This window comes from Pseudomonas azotoformans, assembly GCF_001579805.1.
Taxonomy (GTDB): domain Bacteria; phylum Pseudomonadota; class Gammaproteobacteria; order Pseudomonadales; family Pseudomonadaceae; genus Aquipseudomonas; species Aquipseudomonas azotoformans_A.
This window is the reverse complement of sequence record NZ_CP014546.1, coordinates 423,364-440,523: the sequence shown is the minus strand read 5'-3', so window position 1 is coordinate 440,523 and position 17,160 is coordinate 423,364. Positions and strand designations below refer to the sequence as shown.

14 protein-coding genes and 1 pseudogene are annotated in these 17,160 nt (G+C 60.3%); 6 read left to right on the top strand and 9 right to left on the bottom strand.

The features are described 5' to 3' along the window. Positions 1-609: 609 nt before the first annotated feature. The 5 genes from AYR47_RS02085 to dksA all read right to left on the bottom strand — a co-directional run bounded on the left by AYR47_RS02085 (position 610) and on the right by dksA (position 6,651). Complete coding sequence (locus tag AYR47_RS02085) at positions 610-2,037, bottom strand: sigma-54-dependent transcriptional regulator (RefSeq protein WP_061434078.1); 1,428 nt, start codon at positions 2,035-2,037, stop codon at positions 610-612. A 22-nt stretch (positions 2,038-2,059) separates the two neighbouring features. After that, positions 2,060-5,014, bottom strand: a complete 2,955-nt coding sequence (locus AYR47_RS02080) for a sensor histidine kinase (RefSeq protein ID WP_162240113.1) — start codon at positions 5,012-5,014, stop codon at positions 2,060-2,062. Continuing rightward, positions 4,998-5,174: a hypothetical protein gene (locus AYR47_RS32460; RefSeq protein WP_003176118.1), complete on the bottom strand. Its 177-nt coding sequence runs from the start codon at positions 5,172-5,174 to the stop codon at positions 4,998-5,000. The genes AYR47_RS02080 and AYR47_RS32460 overlap by 17 nt, the downstream gene beginning before the upstream one ends. Positions 5,175-5,236: 62 nt before the next feature. Continuing rightward, positions 5,237-6,124 (bottom strand): tRNA glutamyl-Q(34) synthetase GluQRS, encoded by an 888-nt coding sequence (gene gluQRS, locus AYR47_RS02075; protein ID WP_033898286.1) that lies wholly within the window; start codon positions 6,122-6,124, stop codon positions 5,237-5,239. Positions 6,125-6,207: 83 nt separating this feature from the next. Continuing rightward, on the bottom strand, positions 6,208-6,651 hold the full coding sequence (dksA, locus tag AYR47_RS02070) for an RNA polymerase-binding protein DksA (protein ID WP_025857127.1): 444 nt from the start codon (positions 6,649-6,651) through the stop codon (positions 6,208-6,210). 319 nt (positions 6,652-6,970) lie between these two features. On the opposite strand from dksA, the gene AYR47_RS02065 reads away from it, so the two are divergent. Together AYR47_RS02065 and sfsA are read left to right on the top strand one after the other, a co-directional pair. After that, a complete protein-coding gene (locus AYR47_RS02065; protein ID WP_061434077.1) occupies positions 6,971-8,143 on the top strand; it encodes a pyridoxal phosphate-dependent aminotransferase in 1,173 nt (390 codons plus the stop codon). After that, positions 8,143-8,853, top strand: coding sequence for a DNA/RNA nuclease SfsA (gene sfsA / locus AYR47_RS02060; RefSeq protein WP_033898291.1), 711 nt, complete (start codon positions 8,143-8,145; stop codon positions 8,851-8,853). Before AYR47_RS02065 ends, sfsA begins: the two co-directional genes overlap by 1 nt. On the opposite strand, the gene AYR47_RS02055 is transcribed toward sfsA, so the two are convergent. Next, entirely contained in the window at positions 8,850-9,167 is a 318-nt protein-coding gene (locus AYR47_RS02055) for a Rieske (2Fe-2S) protein (RefSeq protein ID WP_061434076.1), read from the bottom strand. The genes sfsA and AYR47_RS02055 overlap by 4 nt on opposite strands. A gap of 156 nt (positions 9,168-9,323) precedes the next feature. On the opposite strand from AYR47_RS02055, the gene AYR47_RS02050 reads away from it, so the two are divergent. From AYR47_RS02050 to AYR47_RS02040, 3 genes are read left to right on the top strand one after another with little or no spacing between them, the layout of a single operon-like run. After that, the gene (locus AYR47_RS02050) at positions 9,324-10,202 is read left to right on the top strand and encodes a heme/hemin ABC transporter substrate-binding protein (protein WP_061434074.1); all 879 of its coding nucleotides are present in this window, start codon (positions 9,324-9,326) and stop codon (positions 10,200-10,202) included. Continuing rightward, positions 10,199-11,236 (top strand): FecCD family ABC transporter permease, encoded by a 1,038-nt coding sequence (locus AYR47_RS02045; protein ID WP_033898294.1) that lies wholly within the window; start codon positions 10,199-10,201, stop codon positions 11,234-11,236. The genes AYR47_RS02050 and AYR47_RS02045 overlap by 4 nt, the downstream gene beginning before the upstream one ends. After that, positions 11,236-12,003 carry a heme ABC transporter ATP-binding protein gene (locus AYR47_RS02040; RefSeq protein WP_061434072.1) on the top strand — a complete coding sequence of 256 codons (768 nt, stop codon included), beginning with the start codon at positions 11,236-11,238 and terminating at the stop codon, positions 12,001-12,003. The genes AYR47_RS02045 and AYR47_RS02040 overlap by 1 nt, the downstream gene beginning before the upstream one ends. A 244-nt stretch (positions 12,004-12,247) precedes the next feature. On the opposite strand, the gene AYR47_RS02035 is transcribed toward AYR47_RS02040, so the two are convergent. The 3 genes from AYR47_RS02035 to AYR47_RS02025 form a co-directional block, all read right to left on the bottom strand. Beyond that, positions 12,248-12,520: a TfoX/Sxy family protein gene (locus tag AYR47_RS02035; protein ID WP_010206563.1), complete on the bottom strand. Its 273-nt coding sequence runs from the start codon at positions 12,518-12,520 to the stop codon at positions 12,248-12,250. Positions 12,521-12,711: 191 nt separating this feature from the next. Further along, entirely contained in the window at positions 12,712-13,056 is a 345-nt protein-coding gene (locus AYR47_RS02030) for a pentapeptide repeat-containing protein (RefSeq protein WP_033898296.1), read from the bottom strand. 93 nt (positions 13,057-13,149) lie between these two features. Continuing rightward, on the bottom strand, positions 13,150-14,706 hold the full coding sequence (locus AYR47_RS02025) for a bifunctional aminoglycoside phosphotransferase/ATP-binding protein (RefSeq protein WP_033898298.1): 1,557 nt from the start codon (positions 14,704-14,706) through the stop codon (positions 13,150-13,152). A gap of 118 nt (positions 14,707-14,824) precedes the next feature. On the opposite strand from AYR47_RS02025, the pseudogene mrcB reads away from it, so the two are divergent. After that, positions 14,825-17,150 (top strand): annotated as a pseudogene (mrcB, locus tag AYR47_RS02020) (penicillin-binding protein 1B). The last annotated feature ends 10 nt before the right edge of the window (positions 17,151-17,160 follow it).

Here is a 17,160-nt window from a genome sequence, read left to right as displayed (position 1 = left end):
TAGGAACAAGCTACAGGCATTGCGCCATAAGCCTTGAAAGGTCAAATCCCGGAAACTACAAGGGGAGCCGAAGCTCCCCCAGAAGTAGTTGCGTGCTCTATTTTTATTATTGATTTCGGGCTTCTTGTTTTTGTTGATCGCCCTCGCCATGAAGCTTCACCTTCATGACACTCCCAATCGGGAGTCAAGAGCAAACGGATTGCTTTGGTCGCTGTGTTGCTGATCTACGATCCAACCAGTTCAGGCTCTGCCTTAGGGCAGTTTTTGTTGTTCTCGGCCTGGTTGCGGGGCAAGCCCCAAATGCAACGCCTCTCCAAAAGAATCAGTTAGCTGCGCCTCCGCCGTGTTGTTTTTGTTATGCGTGAGTCGATTCGTCTTATTTTTATTGTCTTGTACAAAGCTTGTTATTGTTTTTGTACTAAGCATATAGCAGGGTGCGTGCCAACTTTTGCGCCGCCCAGTAAAACCGGGGGTTTGAGGTGGTTTCGGGTTTTTGACGGGCCAAAAAAAGCCGGGGCTTCGTTACCGTAAGCCCCGGCTTTTGTTACGCGAAATATCCGCGGTAACAGTTTTTTCACATCGGTGGGTGTTACCTGTGGGCGCGCGCCCTCAACTCTCGCTGGCCACACCGGTCTTGCGCCGTGGAATGCCCAGGCGCTGGCGGCGTTCCCACAGGCATTTACGGCTCACGCCCAGCTTGCGCGCCAGTTCGGTCTCGGTCATATGGTCCTGGTGCTCAAGGACGAAATGCTGGAAATAATCTTCCAGTGACAAATCTTCCGTCGGCTCATGGCTGGTATTGCTACCGCCCTGCTGTGGGGCCAGACCGATGAAATCGTCGTCGTCCAAGTCGCTCAGTTCGATATCGATGCCCAGTAGTTCGGCGGAAATTTCCGGGCTCTCCGACAGGATCACCGCACGCTCCACCGCATTCTCCAGCTCCCGCACGTTACCTGGCCACGAGTAATGCCGGATCGCCTGCTCGGCGTCTGGCGCGAACTTCAGGTCGGTACGGTTGATGCGCGCGCTCTGGCGCAGCAGGAAGGCGTTGGCGATCTCGTTGACGTCGGCGCCACGCTCACGCAGGGCCGGCAGCTTGAGGGCGATCACATGCAGGCGGTAATACAAGTCTTCACGGAACTGGCCGATCTTGGCCAGGCTCTTGAGGTCGCGGTGAGTCGCTGCGATCAGGCGCACATCGACCTTTTGTGACTGCACCGAGCCTACGCGGCGAATTTCGCCTTCCTGTAGCACACGCAGCAATCGGGCTTGGGCTTCCAGCGGCAGCTCACCGATTTCATCGAGGAACAACGTGCCGCCGTCCGCCGCTTCGACCAGGCCCGCACGCCCGGCGCTGGCGCCGGTGAATGCGCCTTTCTCGTGGCCGAACAGTTCGGACTCGATCAGGGATTCGGGGATCGCTGCGCAGTTCACCGAAATCATCGGCGCCTTGGCACGCTTGGACAGGTTGTGCAGGGCACGGGCCACCAGTTCTTTACCGGTGCCGGACTCGCCCTGGATCAAGACATTGGAGTCAGTCGGCGCGACTTTACGGATCTTGCCGTACAGGTCCTGCATCGGAGGGCAGGAGCCGATGATGCCGATCTCGCCGTTGCTGTTGTCCACGCCCGGCTTGTCGGCAGCTTTGCCCGCTGGACGTTGCTCGGTGGGAGCACTGCTGGCCGACTGGCGGTCACGCAGGATGCGGGCCACGGCCTGAAGCATCTCGTCATGGTCGAAAGGCTTGGCGATGTAGTCCACCGCGCCCATCTTCATGGAGTCGACCGCCGAACGCAGGCTGGCGTAGCTGGTCATGATCAGCACCGGGGTGCCCTGGCCAAGCTTGATCAACTCGGTGCCAGGCGCGCCAGGCAGGCGTAGGTCACTGACAATCAGGTCGAACGTGGGAATGCTGAAACGCTCCTGGGCTTCCTGCACCGAGCCGGCTTCGCTGACCTGGTACTGATTACGTTCAAGCAGGCGACGCAAGGCAGAGCGGATAATGGTTTCGTCTTCGACGATCAAAATGTGCGGCATTGATTCAATTCTCTCGACGGTCTCAGTTCACAGCGGACGTCGCTTCGACATGACGCGGCAAGGTCACCCGAATACGGGTGCCGCGTTGGCTTTCGGTGTCAGCCGGGCTGTCGATGGTGATTTGTCCATAATGCTCTTCAACGATGGAATAGACCAGTGCAAGGCCCAGACCGGTACCTTCACCTGGGTCCTTGGTGGTGAAGAAGGGTTCGAACAATCGGTCCATGATGTTCTGTGGAATACCGCTACCTTCATCTTCGACGATCAGATCGACCGTATGTTCGAAAGCCTCGGTCTTGACGCGTACCGCACCGCCGGCCGGAGTGGCGTCACGGGCGTTGGACAGCAGGTTGATCAGCACTTGGGCCAGGCGTTGTGAGTCGCCATCGACCCAATGGTCGGGATCGCACAAATTGAAAAACTGTACTTCAAAATTGCGCCGGTTCAAGGCCAGCAGCCCAATGGCATCCTGCGCCACTTCGGCCAGGCACACCGCTTCATCCTGATTTTGGTGGGCGCCGGCATGGGCGAAGCTCATCAGCGACTGCACGATGCGTGAGACGCGCTTGGTCTGTTCGAGGATCTGCCCGCTGATTTCGGTGATTTCGCCGTCGTCTTCGCGTTCTTCGCGCAGGTTCTGCGCCAGGCAGGCGATACCGGTGATCGGATTGCCGATTTCATGGGCCACGCCCGCCGCCAGCCGGCCGATGCTGGCCAGGCGCTCGGAGTGCACCAGCTTGTCTTCGAGCATCTGGGTTTCGGTCAGGTCTTCCACCAGCAACACCAGGCCGCTGTTACCGGGTGCCAGGGGCTCGTCGATCGCGGCTTTGTGCAGGTTGAGCCAACGGGTCTGGCCGTCGAGCGCCAGGTGTTGTTTGTGCAAGTGCTCGTCGGGCAGGTTGATGAAGCCTTGCAACAATTCTTTCCACGGATCGCCCAGGGTATTGAGGCGTGAACCGACCACGCGCTGCGCGGCGATGCCAGTGAGTTCTTCCATGGCCTTGTTCCACATCAGGATCTCTTGATCCTTGGCCAGGGAACACACGCCCATCGGCAGTTCCTGCAGGGTCTGGCGGTGGTAGCGGCGCAGGGCGTCAAGTTCGGCGGCGAGGCCGGTGAGGCGTGAGTGGTAATCCTCCAGCCGGCTCTCGATGAAATGGATGTCTTCGGTCACGTAGTTTTCGCCGCCGGCCTTGTAGGGCAGGAAGGTTTCCACCATGTCCTGGGACACGCTCGGGCCCATCAGCCCGGACAGGTTGGCCTCGATACGGTCCCGCAGACGGCGCAGCGCGTAGGGGCGCCGCTCATCGAACGGCAGATAGAGATCGCGCAGCGCCTGTTCGACCTCTTTTTGCGCTGCCTTGGCACCCAGTGGTTTGGCCAGTTGCGTGGCGAACTCCTGGGGTGAGGCCGCATGCAATTCGCGGCGCTGTGGGCGACGCACGTTGTCCACCGCGCAGGCTTCGGCGGCGCTGGTTTCTTCCGGGCTGGCGTTGGTGAACAGCGAGATCAGGGTGAACATCAGGACGTTGGCGGCCAGGGAGGCAATCGCGGCCATGTGCCAACTGGTGTCATCGAGCACGTAGATCATGTTCAACAACGGGATGTAGAAGCCCTGCAGGTTACCGACCAGCGGCAACAGCATGGTCACGATCCATACCAGGATCCCGGCGAGCAAACCGGCGATGAAGCCACGGCGATTGGCGGTCGGCCAGTACAGTACCGACAGCACACCCGGCAGGAACTGCAAGGTGGCGACAAATGCGACGATGCCCAGGTTGGCCAGGTCCTGCCCGGCGCCCAGCAACAGGTAGAACCCGTAGCCGGCCATGATGATCGCGACGATCAGCGCGCGGCGTGTCCATTTCAGCCAACGGTAGATATTACCTTCGGCCGGCGGCTGGTACAGCGGCAGCACCAAGTGATTCAGCGCCATGCCGGACAGTGCCAGGGTCGTGACGATGATCAGCCCGCTCGCCGCTGACAATCCACCCACATAAGCCAGCAGCGCCAAGGCTGGGCTGTTGGCGGCAATGCCGATGCCGAGGGTGAAGTATTCAGGGTTGGTGGTGGCCCCCAGTTTCAGGCCGGCCCACAAGATCAGCGGCACCGCCAGGCTCATCAACAACAGGAACAACGGCAAGCCCCAGCTGGCGCTGACCAGCGAGCGCGGGTTGAGGTTCTCGGTGAAGGTCATGTGGTACATGTGCGGCATCACGATGGCCGAGGCGAAGAACACCAGCAGCAGCGTGCGCCATGGGCCTTCCTGCAAAGGCGTGTGCAGGGCGGCGAGGGCGGTCTGGTTTTGCAGCAGCCACAGTTCCAGCTGTTGCGGGCCATCGAACACACCGTAGAGCGCATACAGGCCGACGCCCCCGATGGCGATCAGCTTGATCACCGACTCAAAGGCAATTGCAAACACCAGGCCTTCGTGTTTTTCGCGGGTGGCGATATGGCGCGAACCGAAGAAAATCGTGAACAGCGTGATCAGCGCACAGAAGGCCAGCGCTACGCGATGTTGCACCGGCTCGCGGGTGAGGATGCTGATGGAGTCGGCCACCGCCTGGATTTGCAGGGCCAGCAACGGCAGCACGCCGATCAGCATGAAAACGGTGGTCAGCGCGCCGGCCCAGGTGCTGCGAAAACGGAAGGCAAATAGGTCGGCCAGGGAAGATAATTGGTAGGTGCGGGTGATCTTCAGGATCGGGTACAGCAGCACCGGCGCCAGCAGAAACGCGCCGGACACCCCGAGGTAGCTGGACAGAAAGCCATAACCGTACTGATAGGCCAGGCCCACGGTGCCATAGAACGCCCAGGCGCTGGCGTAGACGCCGAGGGACAAGGTGTAGGTCAACGGATGGCGAATGATCGCCCGCGGAATCATTCCGCGCTCACTGATCCAGGCGACTCCGAACAACGCTGCCAGGTAGGCGGCGCTGATCAGCAGCATCTGGGTGAGGCTAAAGCTCATCGGCATCTTTTTGGCTCTGCAGGATGAAAGTCACGACGATCAGGATTAGCCACAGCAGATAAGGGCGATACCAGGCGCCCGTGGCGTCGATCCACCAATCCATGATGGCGGGGGAAAACAGGTAGATCCCGACGACCAGCAGCAGGACCAATCGATAGATGTACATGTTGGCCTCTGTGTAAAAACGTGCGGCGATGGTAACGGATGCTTGGCAAGCTGCAAGCGCCTTCAGCTCAATTGTGCTTCGGCCAGCGTGAGTGCGCGCGGGATCTGCGTGGCATCCCAGTGCGCAATGCCCCAATCCAGCAGTTCTCGCGGGCTGGCGTGCAACAGTTCGTCGCCGGGTTGCTGGCCTAGGGCGCGTAATGCCCTCAATAGCAAAGGCGTGGCCTGGTCAGGTGTCAACGGCGGCGAACGGTAGGATTTGCCCAGTTTATTGCCGTCCGGCTGGATGATCAGCGGCACGTGCAGGTAGCGCGGTTGGCGCAGGCCGAGCAGTTCTTGCAGGTAGAGCTGGCGAGGCGTCGAGTCCAGCAGGTCGGCACCGCGCACGATATCGGTCACGCCTTGCCACGCATCGTCGAGTACCACCGCCAGTTGATAGGCGTACAGGCCGTCGCGGCGACGGATGACGAAATCGCCTACATCGCGGCCCAGGTGCTGTCGGAATTCGCCTTGGACGCGGTCGGTAAAGTGGTACTCAAGCTCGGGAACACGCAAACGGATGGCGGCGTCTTGCTGGTCGTGGCCAGCATTGCGACACAGGCCCGGGTAGATCCCGTTGTAGGGTTCAAGCTGTTTGCGTGAACAGGTGCAGGCGTAGGCCAGGCCGTGGTTGAACAGGTCGTTCAGGACTTTGGCGTAGGCCTCGTGCCGCTCACTTTGTCGGATCAGTGCACCGTCCCACTCGAAGCCATAGCTTTCCAGCGCGTGCAGGATTGCTGCCTGTGCGCCGGGTTCTTCGCGGGGTGGGTCAAGGTCTTCCATACGCATCAGCCATAGGCCTTGGTTGGCGCGGGCGTCGAGGTAGGAGGCGAGGGCGGCGACCAGGGAGCCGAAATGCAAATGGCCGCTGGGTGTGGGGGCGAAGCGCCCGATATAGGTAGAGGCTGTCATGGGCCGGATACTACTGGAAATTCGGTAAACGCCAGAAACAAAAATGGAGCGTTCGCACGCCCCATTCGTTCAGCTCGGCTGGATTACTTGCCGACCTGTTTTTCCTTGATTTCAGCCAAGGTCTTGCAGTCTACGCAGAGGTCCGCGGTTGGGCGGGCTTCCAGGCGACGGATGCCGATCTCGACACCGCAGGATTCGCACCAGCCGTATTCTTCGTCCTTGATCAGCTGCAGCGTCTTGTCGATCTTCTTGATCAACTTGCGCTCGCGATCACGGGCGCGCAGTTCAAGGGCGAATTCTTCTTCCTGGCTGGCACGGTCGGCCGGGTCAGGGAAGTTGGCTGCTTCGTCCTTCATATGGTCAACCGTGCGGTCGACCTCCTGCATCAAGTCCTGTTTCCACTTGTTCAGGATCTTGGTGAAGTGCTCGCGCATGGGCTCGCCCATGTACTCCTCACCTTTCTTTTCTACGTAAGGTTCGAAGCCATTGAGGCCTTGAGTCTGCTGTTGCTTTGCTTGGGTGGACATGAATAGACCGCCTCTCACTCTTCTAATCCATTGCGCAGGATTGCAACGTCACCGACACCTGCCGGCCCTGCGGCTGCAAGCGGGCGAACTTACCAGATAGATTCGGGGTGCGCCACTCCCGGTTGTCGAGGCCCACGGCAATGGGGTTGCAAACTGCATCAGCCCGTCGTTGCTGGGTATGTGATGCCTCAGATGTAGATTTTAGTCGTTTTGCTGGCGCTTGCCCGGGCGGCGCCTGCCGTCGGGCAGGCAATAGAACATGTTTTACGGCGCGGGTTCGGTAGAATCCAGATTTTGTCCTCACCGTTAAGGAAGGCTAATGGCTCAGCCCTACAGTGCGCGCAGTCGCGCCATCGAACCTTTTCATGTCATGGCATTGCTGGCGCGCGCCAATGAGCTGCAGGCCGCCGGTCATGACGTGATCCACCTGGAGATCGGCGAGCCGGACTTCACCACCGCCGAACCGATCATCCAGGCCGGCCAGGCAGCGTTGGCCAACGGCAAGACGCGCTATACCGCCGCCCGTGGCTTGCCTGAGTTGCGCGAGGCCATCAGCGGTTTCTATCAGCAGCGCTACGGGTTGGACGTGGACCCCGAGCGTATCCTGATCACGCCCGGCGGCTCCGGCGCATTGCTGCTCGCCAGCAGTTTGCTGGTGGATCCGGGCAAGCATTGGCTGCTCGCCGACCCTGGCTATCCTTGCAATCGCCACTTCCTTCGCTTGGTGGAGGGCGCGGCGCAACTAGTTCCGGTCGGCCCGGAGGTGCGCTATCAGTTGACCGCCGACCTGGTGGCCAAGCATTGGGATCAGGACAGTGTCGGCGCATTGGTGGCGTCCCCAGCCAACCCGACTGGCACGATCCTCACCCGCGACGAATTGGCCGGTCTTTCTGCTGCCATTAAGGCGCGCAACGGTCATCTGGTGGTGGATGAGATTTACCATGGCCTCACCTATGGCACCGATGCGGCCAGCGTGCTGGAAGTGGACGACGATGCGTTCGTCCTGAATAGTTTTTCGAAGTATTTCGGCATGACCGGTTGGCGCCTGGGTTGGCTGGTGGCGCCGCCAGCGGCGGTGGGTGAATTGGAGAAGCTCGCGCAAAATCTCTACATCAGTGCGCCGAGCATGGCGCAACACGCGGCATTGGCCTGTTTTACCCCGCAAACCCTGAGCATTCTGGAGGAGCGGCGCGCTGAATTCGGGCGCCGTCGCGACTTCTTGCTGCCCGCCTTGCGCGAGTTGGAGTTCGGCATTGCGGTAGAGCCTGAAGGGGCGTTCTATTTGTATGCCGATATCAGCGCGTTCGGCGGTGATGCCTTCGCATTCTGCCGCCACTTCCTCGAAACCGAGCATGTGGCCTTCACGCCTGGCCTGGACTTTGGCCGCTATCAGGCCGGTCACCATGTGCGTTTTGCCTACACGCAAAACCTTGATCGGCTACAGGAAGCGGTGGAGCGGATCGCCCGTGGATTGCGGAGCTGGCAAGGCTGATGCGCTTTCATCCTCCCCTCGAAGAAGCGCGGTTGATTCGTCGCTACAAGCGTTTTCTTACCGATATCGAAACCGTTACCGGCGAATTGCTGACCATTCACTGCCCCAACACCGGCTCGATGCTCAATTGCATGGTCGAAGGTGGGCAGGTCTGGTTCAGTCGCTCCAATGACCCCAAGCGCAAGTTGCCCGGCACCTGGGAAATTGCCGAGACACCTCAGGGCCGCTTGGCGTGTGTGAACACGGCGCGTGCCAATCAGTTGGTCGAGGAGGCGTTGCATGCGGGTGTCATCACCGAGCTGAACGGCTTCACCGCCTTGAAGCGCGAAGTGCCTTACGGTCAAGAGAAAAGCCGCATCGACTTCCGTTTGGACTATCCCGACGGCGCGGCCTACGTCGAAGTCAAAAGTGTGACCCTGGGTTTCGACGGTACTTCGGTGGCCGCCTTCCCCGATGCGGTAACCCAGCGAGGCGCCAAGCATTTGCGCGAACTGGCCTATCTGGCGCGTGACGGTGTGCGGGCGGTGCAGTTGTATTGCGTCAACCTCTCGGGGATTGATGCCGTGCGCCCGGCCGTGGAGATCGATGCGGCTTACGCTGCAGCCCTGCGCGAAGCCAAGGCGGCCGGGGTGGAAGTGCTGGCGTATGGCGTACGGGTGACACCCGAAGAAATATGCGTGGACCGGCGCCTGGACGTGCTGCTCGACTAGAGTTGCACCCACAATCCTTGGGCGTCTTCGCGGCCGGGCACTGCAGTCAGGCTTTGCCCGGCACAGGGGCCGGCGATGCACTCGCCGTTTTCGATCAGGAACAGTGCGCCGTGGGTGGCGCACTGGATCAGGCTGGCGCTGTCGTCGAGGAACCGGTTGGGCTGCCATTCCAGTGGAATGCCGCGATGGGGGCAACGGTTGATATAGAAGTAGGCAACGCCGTCCCGGCGCACGGCCAACAATTTGCAACCATCGATTTCAAAACCGAGGCTGCTGTCTGACGCGAGGGTGTCGGAGGAGCAGAGAAACTTCATTTCAATCCTTAAGTGCCTTGACGTTCAAATGCAAACAATTATCAAATGCCGGCTTCGCCCGTTGGCTGACCGGGCGCTCAATACGATGCGGGGCAGGGGTTATCTGTCACATTGATGAGCGTTTGAGCGGCCCTGCCCCTGGAAGGAAACCCTGTTATGCGCCTGAGTGCCAGTGCTATTGCGCTTGTTGTCGGACTGCTGGTCAACCCTGGGGCGCAAGCCTCTGAACTGCCACAACGTTGGGTGAGTGCCGGTGGGGCGCTGTCGGAGTGGGTGACGGCCTTGGGCGGTGAGCCGAAGTTAGTGGGCGTGGATACCACCAGCCAGCACCCTGAGTCCCTCAAGGCGTTGCCGAGCATTGGTTACCAGCGACAGTTGTCCGCCGAGGGCATCTTGAGTCTGCGCCCGCAGGTGTTGGTGGGTACTGAAGAAATGGGCCCGCCGCCCATACTGGCGCAGATCCGCAGCGCAGGTGTGCAGGTGGAAATGTTCTCGGCGCAGCCTGACTTGCCGACGTTGAAGGGCAACCTTCAGCACCTGGGCAAGTTGCTGGGCGCTGAGGCCAAGGCCAACGAATTGTTTACCAGATATGAGCAGGCGCTGAACCAGCAGAAACGCTGGGTCGCCAAGGCTCAGGCCACCCAAAAGGCCCCCGGCGTATTGCTGTTGCTGGGTCATGCGGGCGGCAAGCCGCTGATCGCGGGCAAAGACACGGCGGCTGACTGGATGCTGCAGCAGGCGGGCGGACGCAACCTGGCCACCCATACCGGGTACAAGCCGTTTTCGGTGGAGTCGTTGGCGGGGTTGAGCCCGGATGTGTTGGTGTTTGCGGATCGTGCCCTGACCGGTGATGCGGCGCGTGCCGCACTGTTCAAAGAGAATCCGATCCTGGCGTCCACGCCGGCGGCCAAGGCTGGGCGGGTATTTGAGGTCGATCCTACATTGCTGGTCGGCGGGCTTGGGCCGCGTTTACCGCAAAGCCTCGCGGATCTGTCTGCCGGGTTCTACCCGTCCCAGGCCAAGCCAGCCCCATGACCACTCTGGTAAAACCGAAGACGCTGTTTGTTGGGCTGGCGCTGTTGTGTGCCTTGGCGATCTGGCTTTCTTTGGCGCTGGGGCCGGTCAGCTTACCGTTGTTGGATACGCTCAAAGCCGCCTTGCGCTTGATGGGGCTGCCGATTGAGGCTCAAGGGCTGGAGCAGGCTGAGCTGATTCTGGGGCAGATCCGGTTGCCGCGCACGTTGCTGGGCTTGGCTGTCGGCGGTGTGTTGGCCTTGTCTGGGGTGGCGATGCAGGGACTGTTCCGCAATCCCTTGGCTGATCCAGGCTTGGTGGGGGTTTCCAGTGGCGCTGCGCTGGGGGCGGCGGTGGCGATTGTCGGTGGTTCGTTTTTCGGCGGTTTGCCGGATGCGTTTGGCCCCTATCTTCTGTCGCTGTGTGCATTCCTGGGTGGGCTGGGTGTGACTGCACTGGTCTATCGACTGGGGCGGCGTAACGGCCAGACCAACGTCGCGACCATGCTGCTTGCCGGCATTGCCCTCACGGCGCTCGCCAGTTCAGCGGTGGGCCTGTTTACCTACCTGGCCGACGACGCCACCCTGCGCACCCTGACCTTTTGGAACCTGGGCAGCCTCAACGGCGCGAGCTATTCGCGGTTATGGCCATTGTTGCTGGTGAGCGCGGGCGTGGCGCTGTGGTTGCCGCGCCGGGCCAAGGCGTTGAATGCCTTGCTGCTGGGTGAGTCGGAGGCCAATCATCTCGGCATCGATGTGGAAGGGCTCAAGCGCGAATTGGTTTTCTGCACGGCGCTGGGCGTCGGGGCAGCGGTGGCTGCCGCGGGCATGATCGGTTTTGTAGGGCTGGTGGTGCCGCATCTGGTGCGTTTGCTGGCGGGGCCGGACCATCGCGTGTTGTTGCCGGCATCGGTTCTGGCAGGTGCGAGCCTGCTGTTGTTTGCCGATCTGGTCGCACGGCTTGCCCTGGCGCCGGCTGAATTGCCGATCGGTATCGTCACTGCGTTTATCGGCGCGCCGTTTTTTCTTTACCTCTTGTTGCGGGGGCGAGCCTGATGCTGCGTGTGGAAGACTTGCAGATCCGTCGTGGTCGCAAAACCGTGTTGGCGGATGTCACGCTTGATCTGTTACCGGGGGAAGTACTCGGCGTGCTGGGCCCCAATGGTGCGGGTAAAAGTACACTGCTCGGTGGATTGTGCGGTGAGCTGCACCCCGACCAAGGCAAGGTGTGGTTGGATCAACGCCCGTTGAACGAGTGGAGTGGTGCGCAGCGGGCGCAGCGCCTGGCGGTATTGCCGCAAAGCTCGACGCTGGACTTTGCTTTCCGTGTCGAAGAGGTAGTCGGCATGGGGCGCTTGCCTCATCAGACCGGGCGAGCCCGCGATGACGAGATTATTGAGGCGGCCCTGCAAGCGGCAGATGTCGGCCACTTGAGCGGCCGCAGCTACCTGGCGCTGTCCGGTGGCGAGCGTCAGCGGGTGCACCTGGCACGGGTGCTGGCGCAGTTATGGCCGGGCGAGGCGGGGCAGACGTTGCTGTTGGATGAGCCGACGTCGATGTTGGGCCCCCTGCATCAACACACCACCTTGCAAGCCATTCGCACCTTTGCTGATCGAGGGGCGGCGGTGTTGGTGATCCTTCACGACTTGAACCTTGCAGCGCGTTACTGCGATCGGATTTTGCTGCTGGAGGCGGGGCGGCCACACGCATTGGATACGCCGGCGCAGGTGATGCAGCCTGAACCGTTGAAGGCGGTATTTGGTTTGGATGTGCTGGTGCAGCCACACCCTGAACGTGGTCACCCGCTGATCATTGCGCGCTGAATGCGGCTTTCTTACAGGCAAAAAAAGACCCGGCAAGAGCCGGGTCAAATAACCGTGATTAGCCTGATGAGGAGATAATCTGAGAGTCCGAACCAATGGTCTTTCAGTTATCGGCTGATCTCGCGACCAGTTGTGATAATCATAACGATTCTCATTTGAGAGTCAACATTTGTTTTTGCATGTTCTCTGCATTTTCTCAAACGCTTGTTCACAATGCCTGTAAATGCTGGGGTTAATCGACGAGCTAATTCTTCTGGCGTGCCGATAGCGCGTCCAATTGGCGGTTCAACGCTTCCTTGCGCTCGGCAGGAATGTCATTCCAGTGCACATCCATCAAAGCCCCTTCGATCGCATACAACAGCACTTTCGAGGCGCGAAACCCACGCGTCCGGACGGCCCGGTATGCATCGACCGCACCCAGGCGGCGCAAGTCCGACGCACTGTGGATGCCCACCGCATGCAGCCACTGTGCTGACGTCTTGCCGAGGTTTTTCAGGTGTTGCAGCTCATCGTTCATCAAGCCTCCTTGCGACGGCCGAATGGTGCGGTGGGTATCGAGACCAGGCAAGCCTGCAAAGGAGTGTAGCGCTCAGTAGGAAAAACGTGGTTCTTTAGTCGGAAACGGCCTAAAGCTTATAAGAATGGCGAGGTCAGGCAGGCGGGAAGTCCCCGGCTCGGCTGCGCGAACCGGGGCTTAAGCAGAGGGGTTCAGCGGGTGCGGTAGCGCAGGCGAGTACCGAAATTAACCGACATGAGGATCTCATCAGCGGTCAGCTCTGGTGGGAAGTACGTTCCGGAAATCTGCGCATGGGCCAGGCTGGCGCCTTCCAGTGGGCAGTCGCGCAAGTCCAGGCCGCGCAGGTCGGCGGAGCGGAAGTAGGCATCGGTGAAATCCACGCCAGCGGTGTTCAGCTCACGCAAATCCAGCCCGCGGAAGTCGCCACCGCGCATGTCGATGATCCCGTCTTTCGGGCGTTCCTGGTTGAAGCCACGGATATCGTCTTTATGCAGGAGCGAGTAAAGCGGCGTATCAAGAAGCTTGGGGTGACTCATGACGGCGACTCCTGTTGGATTTATGACGCCATTATAGTGCCACTATTGCTTGGCCGTGCCCCCTAAGTAGACGACACGACCAAGAAATTTTTCTTACAGGCCAGGCAGGCGCTGACGAATATGCGCCACCAACGCGTCGAGGGTGCCACTTTCATTGGTCTCGACGCGTTTGCTGAGGAGCAATTCCTCGGCAGTCAGCGGGTCACGCTTGGCCTGTTGTTCTTCGATAATCGCCAGTGTCGCGTCGGAAGGATCGTTTTTGTCCGCCTGACGTTGTGCCAACCAACTGGCGATAACGGCTTGCGGCGCATTGCAATCCAGGATCAGGAAGGGCGCGCCGGTGGCCTCTGCTACTTTGGCCGCTGCATCGCGTTGTTCGCGTTTAAGGAAGGTCGCATCCAGCACCACCGGGTAACCGGCGCGTAGCACGGTATCGGCGATTTCATTCAAGCGTGCGTAAGTTGCCGCACTGGCGTCGGCCGCATAGATGCCGGCCTGTGGCGTGTTTTCCACTTGCTGTTCGCCGAACAGGCGCTTGCGCTCCACATCCGAACGCAGGCGAACGGCGCCCAGGGCTTCCACCAGTCGCATGGAAACGTGGCTTTTACCAACGGCCGAAACACCGTGGGTAATGGCCAGGAAGCGCGACGGAATGGTGCTGTAGCTTTCTGCCAGGTTGGCGTAGTTGCGGTATTGGCGCAGGGTCGTGGCGCGTTGCACCGGGCTGGCTTCACTCGGCATGCTGAACAGCGCGATCTTGGCGCGGACCAAGGCGCGGTAGGCTTTATAGAAGTTGAGCACTTCCAGGCCCTGATAGTCGCCGGTCAGCTCCAGGTATTGGCTGATAAAGCGGCGAGCCAGGGACTTGAGGCCCCGATCTTCAAGGTCCATGGCCAGGAAGCCGGTGTCGGCATATACATCGGTGAAGCGGAACGGCTCGTTGAACTCGATGCAGTCGAAGATCACCACATGACCATCGATCAAGGTGGCATTGCCCAGGTGAATATCACCGTGGCATTCGCGGGTGAAACCGTCTTTTTTGCGCTGGGAGAACAGTGGCTTGAGGCGCTCGAAGCTGCTTTCGGCCCAGGCCTGCAGAGCGTCCAACTGAGTCAGGTCGGCCTTGTCGCTGAGGAACGGACGGATCTGGTCGAAGTTCTGGCGAACCGGTGCCATGACCTCATCCGGGGTGCCGGCCGGGTGTTCCTGCGGGACTTTTGGCGCCGTGAGGTGGAAGTGCGCGATTTGCTTGGCCATCTCATCGATGTGCGCGCTGGTCAGTTCACCGTTGGCCTGCAAGGTGCTGAGCAGTTGGCTCTGCGGGAACTGGCGCATTTTCAGTGCGTATTCGATGGCCGGGCCGTCGCCGCCCAATTGCGGTGCTTCGGCACTGCCGGTGATCGGCAACACGTCAAGATACAAATCTTCGGTCAGGCGCTGGTTGAGGCGCAGTTCTTCCCGGCAGAAGTGGCCGCGCTTTTCCAGATCGGTGAAGTCGAGAAAGCCGAAGTTCATCGGCTTCTTCAGCTTATAGGCATACGGGCCGGTGAGGACAACCCAGGAAATATGGGTTTCGATGACTTGAAACGCTTCAACCGGGTGAGGGTATAAAGCCGGGTTTTGCAGGGCAGCGATCAGGGACTGGCTCACGGGCGATCCTTCAGAGTCTGGGGAAAAACATGGCGGGCATTATGGCCGCTACGAGCGGTCGTGCAAACCGCTGTTCGGCTCATGTTGATCATCAATAAAGTGCGTATAATCCGCCGCCATGACTCGAACCCGATCTCCCCGTTCCCGTAAAAAACCTCCTTCCCGTGGCCTGCGCCCTTGGCTGGGCTGGGCGCTCAAGCTCGGCCTGGTAGGGCCTGGTAGTACTCGCTGGCTTTGCGGTGTACCTCGATGCCGTGGTGCAGGAGAAGTTCTCTGGCAAGCGCTGGACCATTCCGGCCAAGGTGTACGCACGCCCGCTGGAACTGTTCACCGGCCAGAAGCTGAGCAAGGACGACTTCCTTACCGAGCTCGACGCCTTGGGCTACCGCCGCGAACCCGTGAGCAACGGTCCCGGTGCCGCAGCCGTCAGTGGTAACACTGTCGACCTGAATACCCGTGGCTTCCAGTTCTACGAGGGCCTGGAGAAAGCCCAGCCGGTGCGCGTGCGCTTCTCTGGCGATTATGTAGCTGAACTGTCGTCGCTCAACGGTTCAAAGTTGCCGGTGGTTCGCCTCGAACCGCTGATGATTGGCGGCATTTACCCGAAAAACCTTGAAGACCGCATCCTGATCAAGCTCGATCAGGTGCCGCCGTATCTGCTGGAAACCCTGGTTGCCGTAGAAGACCGCGATTTCTACCATCACTGGGGTGTCTCGCCCAAGTCGATCGCCCGCGCAGTCTGGGTGAACACTTCCGGGGGCAAGATGACTCAGGGCGGCAGTACGCTGACGCAACAATTGGTCAAGAACTTCTACCTGACCAACGAGCGCAGCCTGACCCGCAAGCTCACCGAAGCGATGATGGCGATGCTGCTGGAGCTGCACTACAGCAAGCAGGAGATCCTTGAGGCGTACCTCAACGAGGTATTCGTCGGTCAGGATGGCCAGCGCGCCGTGCACGGCTTCGGTTTGGCGAGCCAGTTCTTCTTTGGTCAGCCGCTGTCCGAACTGAAGTTGCACCAAGTCGCGTTGCTGGTGGGCATGGTCAAGGGACCGTCCTACTACAACCCGCGCCGCAATCCTGAGCGTGCGCTGGAGCGTCGCAATCTGGTGCTCGACGTGCTTGAGCAGCAAGGCGTTGCCACGGCTGAACAAGTCGCCGCGGCCAAGAAAATGCCACTGGGTGTAACCACTCGCGGCAAACTGGCAGACAGCTCCTTCCCAGGCTTTATCGACCTGGTCAAACGCCAACTGCGTGAAGACTACCGCGACGAAGACTTGACCGAAGAAGGCCTGCGGATCTTCACCAGTTTCGACCCGATCCTGCAGATGAAAGCCGAAGCGTCGGTCAATGACACCTTCAAACGCCTGACGGGCCGCAAAGGTTCTGATGAAGTCGAAGCGGCCATGGTGGTGACCAACCCGGAGACCGGTGAAGTACAGGCCATGATCGGCAGCCGTCAGGCTAGCTTTGCCGGCTTCAACCGCGCACTGGATGCGGTGCGGCCGATCGGCTCGCTGGTCAAGCCCGCCGTTTACCTGACCGCCTTGGAAAAACCGAGCAAGTACACCCTGACCAGTTGGTTGTCGGATGATCCGCTGTCGGTCAAAGGGGCTGATGGCCAGGTGTGGACGCCGCAGAACTTCGACCGTCGCTCCCACGGTACGGTGTTCCTGTATCAGGGTATTGCGCACTCCTACAACATTTCCACGTCGCGTCTGGGCCTTGAAGTCGGCGTACCGAATGTCCTCAAGACCATCGCGCGGCTGGGTGTCACCCGTGAGTTCCCTGCCTTCCCGTCGATCCTGCTGGGCGCTGGCGCAATGACGCCGATGGAAGTTGCGACCATGTACCAGACCCTTGCCAACGGTGGCTTCAATACGCCGATGCGCGGGATCCGCAGTGTATTGACCGCGGAGGGCGAGCCGCTCAAACGCTACCCGTTCCAGATTCAGCAGCGGTTTGACGCAGGTTCCATCTACCTGATCCAGAACGCCATGCAGCGCGTGATGCGTGAAGGTACCGGGCGTTCGGTCTACAGCGTGCTGCCAGCGAACCTGACGTTGGCGGGCAAGACCGGCACCAGTAACGATTCGCGTGACAGCTGGTTTGCCGGTTTCGGCCAGGATGTGCTGGCAGTGGTGTGGCTGGGGCGTGACGATAACGGCAAGACGCCATTCACCGGTGCGACCGGTGCGTTGCAGGTCTGGACCAGTTTCATGCGTAAGGCCGACCCGTTGCCGTTGAATATGCCGCAGCCGGATAACATCGTGCAGGCCTGGATCGATCCACACACGGGGCAGGGCTCCGATGCCAACTGTCCGGGCGCGGTGCAGATGCCGTATATTCGCGGCAGCGAACCGCCACCCGGCGCCGCGTGCGGTGGCAGTGCCCCTGCAGATGCGGAATCGGTGATGGATTGGGTCAAGGGCTGGATGAATTAAGCAAAGAGGG